This window comes from Dokdonia sinensis (assembly GCF_003688895.1).
Lineage (GTDB): Bacteria > Bacteroidota > Bacteroidia > Flavobacteriales > Flavobacteriaceae > Dokdonia > Dokdonia sinensis.
In genome coordinates, this window is the sequence record NZ_REFV01000004.1 from 172,421 (window position 1) to 190,843 (window position 18,423).

Consider the following 18,423-nt stretch of genomic DNA (forward strand, 5'->3'; position numbering starts at 1 on the left):
CTGTTTAGAATGCCAGAGTCGCTTCCTTGTGCGCAAGTACCCACAGCTCCACTTCCTCAGAGCCTCGCCAGTGTTGCTCGCGTTTAGTTTTATCAGAAGCATTTTTAACTCTTTTCTTGTAGCAGCGTTCTAACTGGAACCTATCGCTATGTGCTAGTTCGGCCTCTATGGGATGCTCTTTTGTGACATTTGTGATACGTGCAATGTTAGAAAATAAAAGAACGAGTTTTCCATCTGGTAATAAGAGTTCTTTCGCTTTCGCGAAAAATTCAGGAAACATTTGTTCATCATAATACATTGCATCATCCACATCTTTAAGACTTTCTGAAACTGGCAACCACGGGGGATTGAAAACAATAAGCTCCGTGGGTTTGTCAAATTTTCCAAAAAATGGTGCGTGGTCCAACTCAATCTTACGCGAGAGTTTGGTTACCCCCATAGATTCCATTAAACCGAAAATAGCATTAGGATTTGTGTCTGTACCAAATACTTTTTGAAAACCGTGTTGTACCAATTGCAAGGCGAGAACGCCGCTACCTATTCCCACATCTACGGCAGTCTTTTTAGGACCCTCATATCGCTTTAACCAATTATCAAATACCTCCAAATGCTCAAAACGCGTAGGAAAATATATTCCATAAAAAGGATGTACTTTATTACGCAGGACTGGTATTACGATTCCATTTTTATACCATTGCCAGGAGCTGTTCATTCCTTGTGCTTTTGGGAATGGCAAGTAAAACTCTTCGTGCTCAGGATAGAGTTTTTTTAGCCAACCTATCGCTGGTGCTTTTTTAACTATTAATTTATGGTCTATAACTTGGATAACAATGAGGTTAGACAGCCTATAATACTCAGCACGGTGCGCATATTGCTCTCTAAATGTGTCATTAGGCATCTTCTTATCCAGATAGTCCTTAACCGCCTTGAGTAATTGTAAGCCGTCGCTATAAAATCCCGAAATCAAAACTTCTTTCCCTCTTTCTAATGTCCTAAGCGTACGGCTTACGTCTGTCTCGCGCTCAAAAGTTGCAAATGGCTTTTCAAAAAAGATAGGTGATGGTCTGTTAATCTGAGGGGTAATCGTCATTCTTTTATTTTTTAGGGATGCCCCTGTGATTTTGTAAGGTAAGTCAACTATCTGCCAATCACAGGAAATACCATAAAAGACTTCTATTTAATTTTAATAGATAGATTTCCTAATTTCTTTTTGTAGTTTACAGGAATGATATATCATAGAATAATTTTACAGCATATCGACAACCATAAATAGACACAATACATAGAATTTTACGGTATACCGACGATAAAAGTTGTTACATAATTGGTTAGCAACAACTCAAAGACTACCAAAAAGTCATAAAACAGATGAAAGTAAAATTGAACTTATTCATTTTTTTTAACGCATTGATTTTATTGGCATCCTGTAATGGACAGACTTCCGTTAAACTAAATAAACAAGCTAAGGCTCAAAACATTCTTAAGGGTGATACCGTGCCAGTAATTGGTAATAACGTAATGGTAATTTTTCAGGACAGTAGGAACGATTATTGGTTTGGTAGTTGGGAAGCTGGAGTATATAAATACGATGGACAAACAATAGTTAATTACAACATAGAACACGGTTTGTTAGATAACAGGGTAGATGAAATAAAGGAAGACGAATTTGGTAATATCTATTTTTCCAGCGCAAACGCAATATCTGAAATATCAAAATTTAACGGAAAGACATTTACAACCTTAAAGGCCATTCCAAGTGAAAATTGGAAACTTAACTCTGGTGACATTTGGTTTAAATCTTCTTATGAAGATACGGGAAAAGTATATCGTTATGATAGTAGTACTTTGTTCGAATTACAGTTACCACATCCACCACACCTCACAAATCCATTTGCTGTTTACAGTATCTACAGAGACAAAGAAGATAATATTTGATTTGGAACTAATCCTGTAGGAGTTTGTCGATATGACGGAAAATCATTTCAATGGATAACGGATGAAGATGTAACAGAGTTTCGTAACGAGGGAGCAAACGGCGTACGTTCCATTACAGAAGACAAAAATGGCGACTTTTGGTTCAATACAGAATATAGATATAGTGTTTACGACAGTGCTACAGTAAAAGGCAACAAATTTTACACAAGACGCAAAAGTATAGGCGGTTTAGACGGAAAAAAGGATAGTAATTTAGATGAATATTTATCAACAATAAGAGATAACAATAATAATTTGTGGTTTGCAACTTACCGTGATGGTGTTTGGAAATATGATGGAATAAAAATCACGCAATATTCAATAAAAGAGAAATCCAAACAAATTGCTTTATTCAGCATTTATAAAGACAACAAAGGAGACCTTTGGCTTGGGACTCACGAAAATGGAGCGTATAAATTCAATGGAACAACATTTGAAAAATTTAAAAATAATTAATCAAAAAAAAGAGCTACAACAAACACATCATAAAAACAATAAAATGAAAAGCCTATATCTCTCCCTATTTCTGGCGCTATACGTTATGTTATCGTGCAATGCCGTGATAGCTCAATGTGATAATGTCTCTGTTGATGACCTTATAAATCCAGGTCCGTTTCAAGTAGCTACACTTACTGAGGCAGATGGATTACGCAATGGCCCAGAATATAATGGTGCAACGGTTTACTATCCTACAGATGGTATACCCCCTTACGTAAGTATTGCAATTGTACCTGGATTTACAGCGCTACCGTCTAGTGTACAAGAGTGGGGACCGTTTTATGCGTCTCACGGTATTGTTACCATTATAATAGGAACAAACTCTCTGGTTGATTTTCCTGAGGAGCGAGCCATCGCCTTGCTAGATGCCTTAGAAACCATAAGACAAGAAAATGAGAGGGAAGACTCACCTTTAGTTGGTGATTTAAATTTAGATCGGCTCGCCGTGAGTGGGTGGTCTATGGGCGGTGGTGGTGCGCAGCGCGCAGCGGTATTGGACAATACGATTGCTGGGGTAATTGCTTTATGCCCATTTTTAAGTAACCCACAACTTGAACATTCAAGTCCTATACTCATCTTAAGTGGCGAAAATGACCCCACAGCTCCACCCGCCCAACACGCAGATGTGCACTATAATGCCACACCAATAACGACAGATAAACTCTTATTTGAGATTGCAAATGGTAATCACTCCGTTGCAAATACACCTAACGGTGGAGACGGTGCCACAGGACAATTAGCACTATCGTGGCTTAAACTTTATGTAGAGGGTAATGAGTGTTACTGTTCCATACTTGAAGATGACCTTTTAGATAATCCTACCGCAGCATCTAAGGTAGAGCAGGATTTTTTATGCAGCTCACTTGGTCTAAATAGATTACAAAAGGTAAGTGAAGCCTATCCTAATCCTGCAAAAGATATGATCAATATTCCCGGTAATGGTAAAGTTCAATATCAATTCATTTCAGCTCTAGGGCAGGTGATGCTTAATGGAGAGCTTACAGGCAATGATAAACAGATAGATATATCAGAATATCCTGAAGGTTTGTACTACTTAATCATAAATGGCAAAACTTTTAAGATTCTTAAGGAAAATAGATAAAGTATAATTTTATCTAAGAAGATTTATTTTTAATATCATAACACAAACTCCGCAACCGCCAGCGCGACCGCATCCTCCTTGTTTGTAAAAGGGCTTACGTAGTTTGCAATATCTTTAACGTTTTTAGTTCCATTTGCCACTGCAACGCCCCAACCAGAACGACGTAACAACTCTACATCGTTATGGTTATCGCCAAAGGATATTACATTTTCTATATCAAAATCAAACTCAGCAGCAAGCAAGAATTCTAGCGCTTTTGCTTTGTCTATGTTTTTAGGAGTAATCTCCACATAGGTATCTTTAGAACGGTAAAAATGAACAGTATCAGAAAAATCTGCTTCTAAAAATGTTATGATTTCGTCTATTTCGGCAACGGCACCCATACACATCAATTTGTGGATGCCTAAATTTTCAGATTCCAAAAAACGGAGACTTTCGGTTACTGATTGATATTTAGGGTGGACTCGCGTGTTATTTATTTCGCGTAAGCTCCACGCGTCCTCCTTGTCTGTAAACCAATGGTTGTGACTGTAAATGCTCAAATTATAACCGCGGCTCTTGTGATGTGGAATGAGTCTTTCTAATACTTCGGTGGAGAAGTTATTGCTTTGTAGCTGCTTTCCTCCTTTACCTAATATGAGTCCGCCATTGTAGGCTATTAATGCTTCTCCTTTTATACCGAGACCATCTTGTAAATAGCCCATCGCATTAGGCATTCTCGCCGAGGCGAAGATGATGGGTAAGTCCGCTTTCGCGAAAGCGGAAACAGTAAGCTTACTTAGCCATCTCTCAGCATTGAGTAACGTTCCGTCTATGTCTGTGCAGAAAGCTTTTATCTCATTCTTCATACAACAAAGATAAGGAGAGCATGTAGATGAGGGATGAGGGATGAGGGATTAGGGATGAGATTTGAGATTTGAGATTTGAGATTTGAGACAAAATCAAAAATCCCCACCGTTGCCGATGAGGATTTGTAATTATGATTCGATAGTTGTCTAAAAACCCTTTGACTCCGCTAAGGGTTCGGTAATTGCTATCGATTCTCAAGAAGTAGAGCGCGTCTACTTCAGAATTCTTAACTTAAGTAATTTTGTTACGCTTACGATCTACCTCTTTTAAGTATACTTTACGTAATCTTAAATGATTAGGTGTAACCTCTACATATTCATCCTTTTGGATATATTCCAAAGCTTCCTCTAAAGAGAATTTAATTGCAGGAACAATCTTAGCCTTATCATCTGCTCCAGAAGAACGTACGTTAGACAGTTTTTTGGTTTTTGTAATATTTACAGTCATATCATCCTGACGAGAATTCTCACCGATAACCTGTCCTTCATAAATATCCTCTCCTGGATCAACAAAGAATTTTCCGCGATCCTGAAGCTTATCGATGGAGTAAGGAATCGCATTTCCGTTTTCCATAGATACAAGCGACCCGTTTATTCTTCCTGGAATATCTCCTTTAAGCGGTTGATATTCTTTAAATCGGTGTGCCATAATTGCCTCTCCAGCTGTAGCAGTAAGCAACTGATTACGTAATCCTATGATACCACGTGATGGAATCATAAATTCTATAATCATACGCTCACCTTTTGCCTCCATAGAGAGTAATTCTCCTTTACGCATTGTTACAAACTCCACGGCACGTCCAGAAACAGTCTCAGGAAGGTCAATTGTAAGTTCCTCTATAGGCTCACACTTTAATCCATCTATTTCCTTTATAATTACTTGAGGCTGACCGATTTGTAATTCATAACCCTCACGGCGCATTGTTTCTATTAATACGGAGAGGTGCATTACACCACGTCCATACACTAAAAACTTATCTGCACTATCTGTATCATTTACACGAAGAGCAAGGTTCTTTTCTAGCTCCTTTGCTAGACGATCCTTAATATGACGTGACGTTACAAATTTTCCGTCTTTACCAAAAAATGGCGAATCGTTAATTGAGAATAACATACTCATCGTAGGCTCATCTATTGCAATAGTTGCGAGACCTTCTGGGTTTTCAAAATCGGCTACGGTATCACCTATCTCAAAACCTTCTAGTCCTACAATCGCACAGATATCTCCTGCTTGTACGCTCTCAACTTTTATACGACCTAAACCGTCAAAAATATGTAACTCTTTAATTCTAGTCTTTTTGATAGTCCCATCGCGCTTTACTAGGGCAACAGGCATATTTTCTTTAAGCTCACCACGGTTAAGACGACCTATAGCGATACGTCCTGTAAATGAAGAAAAATCGAGTGATGTAATTAACATTTGAGTAGAACCTTCTTCAATTTCTGGCGCAGGGATATGCTCCATCACCATCTCAAGTAAAGGCTCGATGCTGTCTGTAGGCTTCTGCCAGTCGTCAGACATCCAGTTATTTTTTGCACTACCGTACACAGTTGGGAAGTCTAGCTGCCACTCCTCTGCTCCAAGCTCAAACATTAGGTCAAAAACCTTCTCGTGTACTTCTTCTGGCGTACAGTTTTCCTTATCTACTTTATTTACAACCACACAAGGCTTTAACCCAAGATCAAGTGCCTTTTGCAACACAAAACGCGTTTGTGGCATCGGTCCTTCAAAGGCATCTACAAGAAGACACACACCATCTGCCATATTTAGAACACGCTCTACCTCTCCACCAAAATCGGCGTGACCAGGCGTATCTATAATATTAATTTTTGTGCCTTTGTACATTACCGAAACGTTCTTAGACGTAATGGTAATCCCACGCTCACGCTCTAGGTCGTTATTGTCCAGAATAAGCTCACCCTTAGACTCGTTCTCTCGGAAAAGTTCACAGTGATACATAATCTTATCAACCAGCGTCGTCTTACCGTGGTCTACGTGTGCAATAATTGCGATGTTTCTAATATCCATACAAATGCCCGCCTAGGCGGAATCTTTAAATTAATACCTCAAAACACCTGTGCATCAGGTGCCTATTTTGGCGGTGCAAAAGTACTACATATTAACGAGATAAAATCCTAATAGATGAGAATAAGAAAATAGTAACAATTTAGTAATATGACTTGGGCATTCCCTACGGTCAGGCTATCCGCTCATACTCCTCCTCATTATGGACGTTTCGATACATCCCGACTTGACGTCGGGACACTCAACCACCTCCATTCGTGCGGGGTAACCGCTGCTATCCTTAACGCGGGGAGTTCACACGATTCAAAATTCAGAAATGGTTATTTAATAACAAGGCCACAATCAATGCAATGTGCTTCTTTTTTAGAGAAAGCACTCCCACAAGCAGGACAACAATCGCTTACTATAATTTCAGAAGGAGGTAAAATAGATTTAAATTGATTAATAATCTCTGGTCGTACTTCTTCTTTTAATTCCAATCGACTCTTATTAAAAGGAAAAAACAAAACAGACGCTTTCCCAATGAGCCAAAAGAACCGATGTTCTTCCGTCTTTGAATCCAAAGTTTCGACAAATTCATATCGAGTAGCTTCAAGCGACCATCGTATAAACAAAGACTCCAATTCAAAAGGTGCATTTTTTAATTCCCCAGCCGAAAGTACTCGATGCGTCAAGTATCGCTGGTGAGTTTCTTCTAATATCGTAAACCGTTCTGCAGGTGATATGGAATCACCCAAAACAATATTCTTAAAAACATATTTCATCAGAAAGTACCAAACAAAAATAATAGCAAGCGCAATTCCAATGATACTTAATAAAAGAATTCCGTTGTCGACCATTTGAAAGATGAAGTCTGATAGAAGATTAGAATTTGTATATTTCTGACATCAATAACAAAATAATGAAATTAAGCTTTTTCTTACTAGTACTTGGATTCATTTTATCAATGCACAGTCAGACCAATACTATTCAAATAAGACTCATTGACCAAAATATCGGTTACCCAGCTGGAGACGCTGTCGATACTGGTTATATTCCTGAGTCTAATGACGATGGTCTTAATCAAATATTTATTGAAAACGGTGCTACCGCATATTATCCTGGACAACATTATGTTCAAGAATTAGGGCCAAGAGTTCATTTTGTAGAGTGCAATTGTGACACGGGCAATTTTGCCCAAGAGCTAAATGATTATTTAAGTGTTGTAGAAATAGCAACTATCAGCCCTGAGAATGGAGCATACACTGATCTTATGGAATATCAACTTTTAGACGAATTCGATGGCGATTTGACAGGAAATACTACCGCAAATGGAAACCTCATTACCACAAACGACCGATTAAACGAAATTTTTGAAGAATATTCTGTTTACTTCTCAGAGCAATTTTTTGCGACATCACAGCAGTCACATTTAAGGAGAATATATGATGCAGCTTGTAATTGTAATGTTGTAGATCTAAAAGCTGCACTAGATGCAGAACCCGATATTATTGAAAGTACACAATTTATATATTTTGGAATCTTAGGGCTAAATGACATCACAAATTTAGATTTCAAATTTTATCCAAATCCAGTTGAAAATAATATTGAGATAACAACCACAGAGAAAATTGAAACATTTACCCTAATGAATAGTTTAGGTCAAACAGTTTCCAAATCCAAAAATATCAATAACCTAAATCAGGTATTAATTACCTTAGAAACTGGAATGTATTTGCTCAAAATCACTACAACCAATCAGAAAGAGGGCAATTATCGATTGGTAAAAAAATAGTTATTCAATAACCCTACATCCGCTCCGGCATCTCAATCCCCAGCAATCCAAAGCCACTTTCTAAAACCTGAGCAACTTTCCCACTCAAGGCTACGCGAAAAGCCTTTGCATCCATATCGTCAGTTCCTAAAATGGTAATCTGCTGGTAGAACGAGTTGAACTCTTTGGCAAGGTCGTAGGAATAATTTGCAATTATGGCAGGGCTATGATTTTCGGCAGCTAGGGCAATGGTTGCAGGATATTCCTGTAATAGTTTGAGCAACTCTTTTTCCTTCGCCTCGAGCGTATCATAAGAAAAATCTGTGGCTACCTTCACCTCCTTAGCCGTTCTTAATATAGATTGAATCCTAGCAAATGTATATTGAATAAACGGTCCCGTGTTTCCCTGGAACTCCACAGACTCGGCTGGATTAAAGAGGATGCGCTTTTGTGGATCTACTTTCAGAATATAATATTTTAAAGCTGCTAGACCTATCATTTTATGTGTCCTGGCTTTGTCTTCATCTGAGAGACCTTCCAGCTTTCCTTGCTCCTCGCATATTGCTCGGGCGGTATCTGTCATTTCCTGCATCAAATCATCTGCATCTACCACCGTTCCTTCTCTGGATTTCATTTTTCCTGAAGGCAGATCTACCATACCATAGCTAAGGTGGTACAGATTTTTTGCCCAATCATACCCAAGTTTTTTAAGAATCAAGAACAACACTTTAAAATGATAATCCTGCTCATTTCCTACGGTATAAATCATACCGCCTACATCTGGATGATCCTTTACCCGCTGTATCGCCGTCCCAATATCTTGGGTCATATATACGGCTGTTCCGTCAGAACGTAGTACAAGCTTCTCGTCCAGACCATCATCTGTAAGGTCACACCATACAGAGCCGTCTTCCTTCTTGTAGAAAACGCCTTTTTCCAGTCCTTCCTCAATATTATCTTTTCCTAATAAATAGGTATTGCTCTCGTAATAATAGCTATCAAAGTCTACGCCCAGATTTTTATAAGTGACCTCAAAACCTTTGTACACCCAACCATTCATCTTCTTCCAGAGTGCAACGGTTTCAGGATCGCCAGCCTCCCATTTTAAGAGCATATCTTGCGCCTCAAGTAATAACGGTGCTTGTTTTTTTGCCTCCTCTTCGGTTTTACCTTGAGCGATTAACGTGGCGATTTCTTTTTTGTATTCTTGGTCAAACTTTACGTAATAATTCCCAACTAGTTTATCCCCTTTCAAACCTGTAGACTCCGGAGTTTCTCCATCTCCATAACGTTCCCAAGCCAGCATAGACTTACAGATGTGAATCCCGCGATCGTTTATGATTTGCGTTTTGTACACTTTCTTGCCCGAGGCTTTGATAATTTCAGATACTGAATATCCTAAAAGGTTGTTACGTATGTGTCCTAAGTGAAGCGGTTTGTTCGTATTTGGTGACGAATATTCTACCATTACTGCTTTTCCCTCTGGAGCGCTGGTTCCAAAGTTTTCATCGCCCTTTACACTCTTAAAAAAGTCTAAGTAATGTGCATCTGCAATAAGCAGATTCAAGAAACCTTTGACAACATTAAATGCTGTTATTTCGTCCACGTTTTCGACCAGATATTCGCCTATTTGGGTTCCTATCTGTACGGGATTTCCCTTTACCACGCGCAACATTGGGAAAACGACTACCGTGATATCTCCTTCAAACTCCTTACGCGTAGCTTGGAATTCTACAGACCCCAATTCTGCATTAAAGATGGATTGAACGGCATTTTTTACGTGTTCTGTTATGGTTGCTTGTAAGGACATAATGATTGCTATGAATGCTTTTGATTTTTGAGATTACGCTCTGAAATCACTTCAGAGTAAATTTCGCGAAAGCGTACTAAACCCCAAAAAATACTTCTATTTTAAAAACGAGATATCCGCCTGCGCGGATATTTTTATGAAATACAAAGATATGCCAAAATTCAAACCTAGCCTTCCTATAAAGCACCTAAACCCGTATCTTTAAAAGAAAAAAATGTTACTGAATGTTTCTTACAACAACCCAGAAATACGCCGAAAGATAGATAAGGAAGTTGGTCCTGCCTTTGGCTTGCGAGAAAGGATAAAACAACGGGGTATTGGCTTAGGACACCTCATCATTACGGACTCGAGTATCCAAGTACAAAATTTGCTAGCGCTGGATAAGTACACAAATAAGTGCAATATAGAATTGCGCCCTAATGGGATTATTGTGGGTTTCCGTGCATTGCTGGATTCCTACGGGCTCATTATTCCGTACTGGAAATTAAACCTTTATAAAGGTCGTGCAGAGGAATACAGCATTTATCGCGACAACTATTTCATTAAAATAGAGGCTAAAGCTAAAGACAAAAAAGTCCACAATTTTATGAAGCGCATCCTTGAGGCAAAAGCCTCTCAAGCACCCACAAATATAGAAGACTTATGAAAGTCCTCATCACTGGAGCAAACGGATATATAGGAATGCGGTTACTACCGCTATTGCTAGAGGAAGGTCACGAGATTATTTGTACTGTCCGAGACGCTGGGCGACTTTCGGTGTCAAAATCTGTGCGCAAGCAAATTACCATTATCGAGATAGATTTTTTAAAAGAGCCGGACTTATCGCTTTTACCCAAAGACCTTGATGTGGCGTACTACCTCATACACTCGATGAGTAGTTCGACTCGGGATTTTGATGAAAAAGAAGAGACATCTGCGCTCAATTTTAATACCTATATCAATGCCACAGATTGTAAGCAAGTTATCTACCTAAGTGGCATTGTAAATGAGGAGAATCTTAGTCGGCACCTGTGGTCACGTAAGAACGTAGAGGATACGCTGTATAAAGGAAACGCCTCGCTTACCGTCTTAAGGGCAGGAATAATCGTGGGTTCGGGCAGTTCGTCCTTTGAAATCATTCGGGATTTATGCGAGAAGTTGCCCGTAATGATTACGCCTAAGTGGGTAAAAACCCGTTGCCAGCCCATCGCCATACGCAATGTTATACAATACTTAATGGGCGTATTGGGGCGAGAGGACTGCTACAATGACTCCTTCGACATCGGTGGACCAGACATCTTGACCTATCGAGAGATGATGAAGGGCTACGCAAAAGTACGCGGACTCACCCTGCACATCCTCACCGTTCCCGTGATGTCACCTAAGCTTTCCTCCTACTGGCTTTATTTTATCACCTCGACCTCCTACAAACTTGCGCTCAATCTAGTGGATAGTATGAAAATTGAGGTCATCACCAGAGACAAGCGTCTACAGGAAATGCTGGACATAGACCCAATTCCGTATGAGGAAGCGATTAGACTGGCTTTCGCCAAAATTGAACAAAATCAAGTTGCCTCCAGCTGGAAAGACAGCCTCGTGAGCGGTCGTATCAAAGTAAATCTGGACGATTATATCCAGGTTCCAAAGTTTGGTTGCCTGCGGGATAAACAAACACGTAAACTTAAAGACAGAGACCTCGCTCTCGAAAACATATGGGCCATAGGCGGAAATCGCGGATGGTACTACGGCAACTGGATGTGGAAAATACGCGGATATTTTGATAAGCTCATAGGTGGCGTTGGATTGCGTCGTGGGCGCACCCATCCCGATAAAATTTATAGCGGGGACGTGCTGGATTTTTGGCGCGTGTTACTTGCAAATAAGGAAGAACCCAGACTTCTACTTTTTGCCGAAATGCGCGTTCCAGGAGAAGCTTGGCTGGAATTTTATATAGATGACGATGACGTACTCCACCAAACAGCTACTTTCAGGCCTAAAGGTTTATGGGGTCGCTTATATTGGTACTCGATGATACCCTTTCACTATTTTATTTTTGATGGTATGATATCGAGGATTGCAAATAGGAAATACTCGTGAAATTTACTCTGAATACATTTCAGAGCGAAAAATCAAATAAAAAATCTCCTAGCCGAACCCTGAGCGTAGTCGAAGAGTGAGCACAGTCGAAGGGTTAGCGTAGTCGAAGGGTGACCTCTCCCTACTCAAACCGTATCGCCTTAACCGGACTAATCTTCGTAATGAGGTAAGAAGGAATAAGCAACACCACTGCACAAAGCGTAAATACTCCTAGATTAAGTAGTAAAATATACACCCAGTCTATGTAAACTGGCGCTTCCTTCACATAATAGGTCGCAGGATCAAGAGTGACCACCCCAAAATAATGCTGGATAAAAATAATACCTAGCCCGATGAGATTTCCCCAGAAAAGCCCGAGCCCAATAAGGTACATCGCATTATAAATAAAAATCTTGCGCACACTCCAATCTGAACTTCCTAAGGCTTTTAAGACACCTATCATTCGGGTACGTTCCAAAATAAGAACAAGCAAAGCTACGATGATGTTAATGCCTGCGATAAGAATCATCACAGCCATTATCAAGTACGTATTAAAGTCAAACAATTTAATCCACTCAAAAATCTGGTAATTGCGCTCGCCTATAGTAATTGAACGCAGGAAAGAACCAGAGTTTTCGTAAACGTCATTATTTATTTCCTGCACACGGTCAAAATCGGTTACGAACACCTCGAAAGCACCCACCTCATCCTTTTCCCAGCGATTAATTCGGATGATGTGGCGTATATCTGCCATCAGATAGACCTTGTCAAATTCTTGATAAGCACTCTCATAAATTCCCACAATGTCCAGTCGCAAGGGTTTTACATCCTGCTCTTCCTCTCGAACAAAATAAACCAACACTTTATCTCCCAGCTTAAATCCCAGCCTATTGGCCAGATATTTACTAATGAGCGTCTCGCCATTTAATTTTTGCTGGGTAAAATCTGGTTTTCTCCCCTCAATGATATAATCTTCTATGCGCGACCAGTCATAGTCGGCGCCGAGGCCTTTTACGAGGACGCCTTCAAAGTCTGTCGGGGTTCTAATGATACCGCCCTTTACGGCTACACCTTGGATATGTGCTACTTCTGGAACGGCTGTAAATGCTGGATAAAAGTCTTGTTTTGTACTTACGGGATTTATGGTTTCGGCGCTGTTGTTTCCGTCAAAATTTGAAATGAGAATATCACCTCCAAAAGCAGATACCTTCTCACGAATAGTCTTTTGTAACCCGATGCTTGTCGCCACAGAAACCAGCATCATCACCATCCCGAGGGCAATGGCAACAATGGCAATTTTAATAATCGTCGAAGATGCACTACTTTTATACGATGCGGTGCTACTCAGGCGTTTTGCTATAAAATATTCCAGATTCAAATGCTCAATCTTTTGCTCAAAAATACCTTTTTTTTAATGCTCCCGCTCCTTATTTCTTGTGGAAATAATGTGGGTGGTAGTGATAACGCTTTCGCGAAAGCGGACTCATTCCCACAAAATTCAAAATTAAAAATTCAAGATTCAAAAATTGCTGATTCTTCTATTATCGTAGGAGCAAATAGAATTGACGAATATCTGCCACTTCTCCAAAATAAAAAAGTAGGAATCGTCACAAACCAGAGCGGACTTATTTTCAAATCCTATCCTCACAACAAGGAAAATGCTACTCATATTGTAGACTCCCTTATTGCACGTGATATTGAGGTTATAAAGATTTTCTCGCCAGAACACGGTTTTCGCGGTGACGGAGATGCGGGTGAAAAAATAAAAGATGGAAAAGACCCGAAGACAGGACTTCCCATCATCTCCCTGCACGGAAAAAACAGAAAACCGAGCCAAGAGCAACTGGATGGATTAGACATCATCGTTTTTGATATTCAAGATGTGGGCGTTCGGTTTTATACTTACATTTCTACACTCACCCACGTAATGGAAGCGACAGCAGAAAAAGGAGTTCCCGTCATTGTGCTCGATAGACCAAACCCAAATGCCCATTATATAGATGGTCCTACTTTACAAAAGCAACATTCTAGTTTCCTAGGAATGCACGAGATCCCGCTCGTTTACGGGATGACGATAGGAGAATATGCCCGTATGGTAAATGGTGAAGGCTGGCTCAAAGACAAGATGCAATGCGAGCTTACCGTAATCCCGCTTGAGAACTGGAGCTATCAATCTAAATATTCACTCCCCACGAGACCTTCCCCGAATCTTCCGAATGATAAATCTATAAACTTGTATCCCAGTCTCGGCTTTTTTGAAGGAACGACTATAAATGCTGGTCGCGGTACCGAAATGCAATTTCAAGTTTTTGGTTCACCACATTTACCTAAAGAATATTATCCGTTTACGTATACGCCAGAGCCTAATTTTGGCTCTAAAGACCCCAAAGAAAAAGGAAACCTTTGCTACGGTTTAGACCTAAGAAATGAACCGTACCTAAAACGTGTCAACCTAGAATGGCTGGTAGAAGCCTACAACGCAAGCAATGACAAAGTAAACTTCTTTAAAACAGACGGTTTTACCCTACATGCAGGAACAACCGAATTAGAAAAACAAATTAAGGAAGGATACACTTTTAGAGAAATTAGAAAAGGCTGGTTTAAAGATATTGAGAGCTTTAAGAAAACAAGAGCAAAGTATCTTATATATGAATAAGGAGCAGAAAGAAGATTTTTACCGCCGATTATCAGCTTTATTCTCTAAATATGAATCCATACTTACAAGTCCAGAACAACTCGAAATACTGAAAAAGGGTTTTGCATTTTCTGATATAGATTATAACGCAGATGTACTGATTATGGGGATGAACCCCTCACTGCGCACGAATTTCCTTTCTGAAGATGGTTATTCCTATGACTACCCATTGCAATCTCAAGATATGTACTTTAAGAAATTCTATAAATTATTAGAGCCATATTCTGAACATAAAATATCCTACACAGACCTATTTTACCAAAAACACTCAGAACAAGTAAAACTCAAATATTTCTTAAAAGACAAAAACGGAAGAGAATTTCTACAAGAACAACTCGAGCTCACCAAAGCACAAATCATTAAAACACAACCCAAACTTATATTACTATTCAACAAGCAGGGTGCAGATTTCTTTAGAACGCCTTGGCTTCCCGTACAAATCGAAAGCGTAGAGAACACTCCTATTCCAGAACTAAAAAGCATAAATTTTTACGCTTCCGACGGAAGCTCAATATGTAAGCTTCTAGCCTATTTTTCGACCTATTTAGGGTATCGTACCTCAAAGAAAGCACTTGAAAAAGTGCATCGAGAAATTCCTGAAATCTTTAAGTATCTTAGCAATTACATTCAAAATTGACTTTTTTGCGCTTTCGCGAAAGCGTAAACACCCTAAAATCCATAAATTCACGTTATCCATAAAAAACTATGACAATGAATATAAAAGCCCTACTAATCCTACTACTCTCTGTTCTTACCTTTTCTTCTTGTACAACAGATATAGATGATGAAATAAGAATCTCTTCTGCTACAGAAATTTCGGACTTCGTATATCGTGGCTTAAACTTTTGGTCACTTTATAAAGGAGATGTGCCAGCACTTGCAAACGACGCGTTTGCATCTGACGGTGAGCGCAGAGAATTCCTAGAACAGTTTGCAACTCCTGAAGATGCCTTTGAAGCGTTAAAATCTCAAAGAGACCGTTTCAGCATATTGAGGTCAGATTATATTGAACTTGAAAATGCTCTTGCTGGAATTCGAACCTCGACAGGGATGCGATTTTCTATTGTAGAAGACCCAAATAGTAATAATCTTTTTGGCGTTGTACGTTATGTAATTAATAATAGTCCGGCAGCTACTGCTGGAGTAGAGCGTGGTATGCTTTTTACTGCTGTAGATGGTGTAGCTCTTACAGACAACTCCGACCTAAATGCAATTTTTGGAGCAGACGCATATACTATAAACCTTGCAGATTACGACGGTACGAATTTTACTTTAAATGGCAATGATATTCCACTAACTCAAGCACAACTTAACATCAACCCTGTACATAAAGTCTCTGTGACTGAGGTGCAAGGAAAAACAATAGGTTACCTGCATTACACAGGTTTTACAAATGAATTTGATACACAGCTTAACGAAGCTTTTGGAACATTTAAGGCTTCGGGTGTGACAGATTTGATTTTGGACTTACGTTATAATGGTGGTGGTTCTATAGAAACGGCAAATGACCTATGTACGATGATTACAGGGCAGTTTGAAGGTCAGGAATTCATAACCCAGGAGTACAATGAGGATCGTAATCCAGACAACGAGTTTACACGTCGCTTTAATAATAATTTAGGTAGTGGCAATGATGGTCCCGCAATCAATAGCCTAAACCTTAATGAGGTTCAAGTTATAACCACGGGCAACACAGCATCGGCCAGCGAACTTATCCTGAGCGGTCTCCGCCCATATATCTCGATTAATCAAATAGGAACCACGACCGAAGGAAAATTTGAAGGTTCATTCTTGCTATATGATGCCCCAGCTCCTAACTTTAGACGCTCAGATGCGAACCTAGGACATCGTTACGTAATGCTACCTCTCGTCTTAAAATCCATAAACGCCGATGGGTTTACCGATTACTTTAACGGCATTGCACCCAACACAGAAATTTCAGAAAACGCCTTTAACTTGGGCGTTCTGGGAGAAACCAGTGATCCATTAACGCAAGCGGCTTATGATGCTATTTTGGGAAGAAGAAGCTCCATTGATTTAGACTTCCCGCGATTAAACTCGGCTTATGAAAGCGATGAGAATGACCTGCTTTACCAACGTATGATTGTGGATTAGTAATGCATATACCGCTACCGAAAGGAATTTGGTATAAATTTCTGCAAATCTCGTGCTGAGCGAAGTCGAAGTAGCGAAAACACAATAAAATAAAATCGCCTGAGTGCTATACTCAGGCGATTTTTGAATTTAGTAGGATACAATACTCTTTACTCCAAACTACTCATTTAAATACACATTCCCAGGTATAATCCCCACTTCTAAAGTTGCATCCAGATTCCCTGTGGCTAGATCATACACCTCTACCGTTCCATTACTTGCAAAGTCTCCTGCATTACAACCGTATAGCTTATCACCTATTACGTTCATATTATAGAAAAAAGATGAAGTAAATAGTGGACTAGGAGGTGTTGACGGATTGACGGTATTTTGAGAAAAAACGGTTCCATCTAGAAAATAAATGAGATTATCACCATCTGTATTGAGATAGTTAGGGTGTTGTGTCGTTTGAAAGTCCATTTGCATTTCAACAGTATTAGTCACCGTATTAACACGAGCTAATGACCCAGCAGTTTCGTTACCTGTAAATGCAGGACTTCCTCCGGACAGTACCCAAAGATCATCGCCTACAAGTTGAAGCCCATTAGGAACATCGCCTACAGTTATTTCAGAAATAACTCCATTCGTCATAGGGTCAATTACCGAAACAATATTGTTTACTCCAAATCCTCCTTTATGAGCAACGTATAAACTTGTTCCATTGTACACTATAAGTTCTGGTCCTTCACCTACTGGAATGGTTGTCGTCACCGTATTTGTATTAAGATCTATAATAGCGATAAAATCATCTGTAGCTACAGATGGGTCACCCCAGTTTGTAACATATCCCACTCCTCCTATAGATGTCAAATAGCGTGGATTATTCAATCCTGCTTCTATTCGACCAGTTTCTTGGAAAGAAAAACGGTTTACAACGGTAATACGATTTGCATTGTTTGCAATGACATAAGCTTGGTCACCATTAAAACCTATGGATTGTACAATATTACCGAGGTTATCATTATTTACATCTTGGTAAATATCATTTTCAATGGTTTGTAAATCTGCACTAGCAAAACTTACAGTACCAAATCCACCCTGAAAAGGCCCTTCATTAGAAATTAAAAGTCCATTTGCAAACGGGAACGTATCATTATCTATGATTGTTACTGTAGCACTTACTTGATTTTCTGGAGAGAGTGCGACATTCTCACGTGATTTTAAAGTAACCGTAAATGTTTCATCGCCTTCGACCATATCATCCTCGTTAATAAAAAAAGAAATGGTTGCTTCGCTAGCACCTGCAGGTAATGTCACAGAGTTCGGATCACCCACACCAAAATCTACAAGACCTGCAGTTCCAGTTATTTCAAAAGTAATTTGCTCAAGAACATCAGCAACAGGAGCGGTAATAGTAAAGTTTACAGTACCGTCGCCTTCCAGAACGGATTCACGATCGGCAGTAATAGTATATCCACTTTCAGATATCGTATCATCATCGTTCTCACACGAAATTGCAAAGACCGAAAACACGGCTAGTAAAAATAAAATCTTGAAGTTTTTCATAA

General features: G+C 39.5%; 16 protein-coding genes and 1 pseudogene. 10 read left to right on the forward strand and 7 right to left on the reverse strand.

All coding sequences use genetic code 11. The features are described 5' to 3' along the window. Window positions 1-4: 4 nt before the first annotated feature. Window positions 5-1,090, reverse strand: a complete 1,086-nt coding sequence (locus EAX61_RS05985; RefSeq protein ID WP_121916762.1) for a methyltransferase — start codon at window positions 1,088-1,090, stop codon at window positions 5-7. Between the two features lie 278 nt (window positions 1,091-1,368). Between EAX61_RS05985 and EAX61_RS05990 the strand changes: the two genes are divergently transcribed. The 4 genes and pseudogenes from EAX61_RS05990 (at window position 1,369) to EAX61_RS06000 (ending at window position 3,574) form a co-directional block, all read left to right on the forward strand. Further along, the gene (locus EAX61_RS05990; protein WP_121916763.1) at window positions 1,369-1,935 is read left to right on the forward strand and encodes a two-component regulator propeller domain-containing protein; all 567 of its coding nucleotides are present in this window, start codon (window positions 1,369-1,371) and stop codon (window positions 1,933-1,935) included. Between the two features lie 54 nt (window positions 1,936-1,989). Then, window positions 1,990-2,085 (forward strand): annotated as a pseudogene (locus EAX61_RS16745) (hypothetical protein); the annotation flags it as partial. 144 nt (window positions 2,086-2,229) lie between these two features. Further along, entirely contained in the window at window positions 2,230-2,430 is a 201-nt protein-coding gene (locus EAX61_RS16620; RefSeq protein ID WP_236641989.1) for a two-component regulator propeller domain-containing protein, read from the forward strand. Between the two features lie 43 nt (window positions 2,431-2,473). Further along, on the forward strand, window positions 2,474-3,574 hold the full coding sequence (locus EAX61_RS06000) for a poly(ethylene terephthalate) hydrolase family protein (RefSeq protein ID WP_121916839.1): 1,101 nt from the start codon (window positions 2,474-2,476) through the stop codon (window positions 3,572-3,574). A gap of 35 nt (window positions 3,575-3,609) precedes the next feature. Here EAX61_RS06000 and EAX61_RS06005 read toward each other — a convergent pair whose 3' ends face one another. The 3 genes from EAX61_RS06005 to EAX61_RS06015 form a co-directional block, all read right to left on the reverse strand. Next, window positions 3,610-4,422: a Cof-type HAD-IIB family hydrolase gene (locus tag EAX61_RS06005; RefSeq protein ID WP_121916764.1), complete on the reverse strand. Its 813-nt coding sequence runs from the start codon at window positions 4,420-4,422 to the stop codon at window positions 3,610-3,612. 232 nt (window positions 4,423-4,654) lie between these two features. Beyond that, window positions 4,655-6,451 carry a translational GTPase TypA gene (gene typA, locus EAX61_RS06010; RefSeq protein ID WP_121916765.1) on the reverse strand — a complete coding sequence of 599 codons (1,797 nt, stop codon included), beginning with the start codon at window positions 6,449-6,451 and terminating at the stop codon, window positions 4,655-4,657. Window positions 6,452-6,768: 317 nt separating this feature from the next. Then, window positions 6,769-7,287: a hypothetical protein gene (locus tag EAX61_RS06015; RefSeq protein WP_121916766.1), complete on the reverse strand. Its 519-nt coding sequence runs from the start codon at window positions 7,285-7,287 to the stop codon at window positions 6,769-6,771. A gap of 107 nt (window positions 7,288-7,394) precedes the next feature. Between EAX61_RS06015 and EAX61_RS06020 the strand changes: the two genes are divergently transcribed. Then, complete coding sequence (locus tag EAX61_RS06020; protein ID WP_236641990.1) at window positions 7,395-8,222, forward strand: T9SS type A sorting domain-containing protein; 828 nt, start codon at window positions 7,395-7,397, stop codon at window positions 8,220-8,222. Between the two features lie 13 nt (window positions 8,223-8,235). On the opposite strand, the gene argS is transcribed toward EAX61_RS06020, so the two are convergent. Further along, window positions 8,236-10,011, reverse strand: a complete 1,776-nt coding sequence (argS, locus tag EAX61_RS06025) for an arginine--tRNA ligase (protein ID WP_121916768.1) — start codon at window positions 10,009-10,011, stop codon at window positions 8,236-8,238. 214 nt (window positions 10,012-10,225) lie between these two features. Between argS and EAX61_RS06030 the strand changes: the two genes are divergently transcribed. Together EAX61_RS06030 and EAX61_RS06035 are read left to right on the forward strand one after the other, a co-directional pair. Then, window positions 10,226-10,657, forward strand: a complete 432-nt coding sequence (locus EAX61_RS06030) for a hypothetical protein (RefSeq protein WP_121916769.1) — start codon at window positions 10,226-10,228, stop codon at window positions 10,655-10,657. Beyond that, window positions 10,654-12,087: an SDR family oxidoreductase gene (locus EAX61_RS06035; protein ID WP_121916770.1), complete on the forward strand. Its 1,434-nt coding sequence runs from the start codon at window positions 10,654-10,656 to the stop codon at window positions 12,085-12,087. The genes EAX61_RS06030 and EAX61_RS06035 overlap by 4 nt, the downstream gene beginning before the upstream one ends. Window positions 12,088-12,208: 121 nt before the next feature. Here EAX61_RS06035 and EAX61_RS06040 read toward each other — a convergent pair whose 3' ends face one another. Continuing rightward, window positions 12,209-13,444, reverse strand: a complete 1,236-nt coding sequence (locus tag EAX61_RS06040; protein ID WP_121916771.1) for an ABC transporter permease — start codon at window positions 13,442-13,444, stop codon at window positions 12,209-12,211. Window positions 13,445-13,480: 36 nt separating this feature from the next. On the opposite strand from EAX61_RS06040, the gene EAX61_RS06045 reads away from it, so the two are divergent. From EAX61_RS06045 to EAX61_RS06055, 3 genes are all read left to right on the forward strand, one after another. Further along, window positions 13,481-14,722, forward strand: a complete 1,242-nt coding sequence (locus tag EAX61_RS06045) for an exo-beta-N-acetylmuramidase NamZ family protein (RefSeq protein ID WP_121916840.1) — start codon at window positions 13,481-13,483, stop codon at window positions 14,720-14,722. Continuing rightward, window positions 14,715-15,398: a hypothetical protein gene (locus tag EAX61_RS06050; RefSeq protein ID WP_121916772.1), complete on the forward strand. Its 684-nt coding sequence runs from the start codon at window positions 14,715-14,717 to the stop codon at window positions 15,396-15,398. The genes EAX61_RS06045 and EAX61_RS06050 overlap by 8 nt, the downstream gene beginning before the upstream one ends. Before the next feature lie 74 nt (window positions 15,399-15,472). After that, window positions 15,473-16,876, forward strand: a complete 1,404-nt coding sequence (locus EAX61_RS06055) for a S41 family peptidase (protein WP_161555202.1) — start codon at window positions 15,473-15,475, stop codon at window positions 16,874-16,876. A gap of 159 nt (window positions 16,877-17,035) precedes the next feature. Here EAX61_RS06055 and EAX61_RS06060 read toward each other — a convergent pair whose 3' ends face one another. After that, the gene (locus EAX61_RS06060; protein WP_236641991.1) at window positions 17,036-18,421 is read right to left on the reverse strand and encodes a DUF5074 domain-containing protein; all 1,386 of its coding nucleotides are present in this window, start codon (window positions 18,419-18,421) and stop codon (window positions 17,036-17,038) included. Between the last annotated feature and the right edge of the window lie 2 nt (window positions 18,422-18,423).

Bases quoted from the DNA above. Each gene is read 5' to 3' on its own strand.
- EAX61_RS06055 (WP_161555202.1), top strand. From the start codon at position 15,473: ATGAATATAAAAGCCCTACTAATCCTACTACTCTCTGTTCTTACCTTT.
- EAX61_RS05985 (WP_121916762.1), bottom strand. From the start codon at position 1,090: ATGACGATTACCCCTCAGATTAACAGACCATCACCTATCTTTTTTGAA.
- EAX61_RS06015 (WP_121916766.1), bottom strand. From the start codon at position 7,287: ATGGTCGACAACGGAATTCTTTTATTAAGTATCATTGGAATTGCGCTT.
- EAX61_RS06000 (WP_121916839.1), top strand. From the start codon at position 2,474: ATGAAAAGCCTATATCTCTCCCTATTTCTGGCGCTATACGTTATGTTA.
- EAX61_RS06020 (WP_236641990.1), top strand. From the start codon at position 7,395: ATGCACAGTCAGACCAATACTATTCAAATAAGACTCATTGACCAAAAT.
- EAX61_RS06030 (WP_121916769.1), top strand. From the start codon at position 10,226: ATGTTACTGAATGTTTCTTACAACAACCCAGAAATACGCCGAAAGATA.
- EAX61_RS06005 (WP_121916764.1), bottom strand. From the start codon at position 4,422: ATGAAGAATGAGATAAAAGCTTTCTGCACAGACATAGACGGAACGTTA.
- EAX61_RS06035 (WP_121916770.1), top strand. From the start codon at position 10,654: ATGAAAGTCCTCATCACTGGAGCAAACGGATATATAGGAATGCGGTTA.
- EAX61_RS06060 (WP_236641991.1), bottom strand. From the start codon at position 18,421: ATGAAAAACTTCAAGATTTTATTTTTACTAGCCGTGTTTTCGGTCTTT.
- argS (WP_121916768.1), bottom strand. From the start codon at position 10,011: ATGTCCTTACAAGCAACCATAACAGAACACGTAAAAAATGCCGTTCAA.
- typA (WP_121916765.1), bottom strand. From the start codon at position 6,451: ATGGATATTAGAAACATCGCAATTATTGCACACGTAGACCACGGTAAG.
- EAX61_RS06050 (WP_121916772.1), top strand. From the start codon at position 14,715: ATGAATAAGGAGCAGAAAGAAGATTTTTACCGCCGATTATCAGCTTTA.
- EAX61_RS05990 (WP_121916763.1), top strand. From the start codon at position 1,369: ATGAAAGTAAAATTGAACTTATTCATTTTTTTTAACGCATTGATTTTA.
- EAX61_RS06045 (WP_121916840.1), top strand. From the start codon at position 13,481: ATGCTCCCGCTCCTTATTTCTTGTGGAAATAATGTGGGTGGTAGTGAT.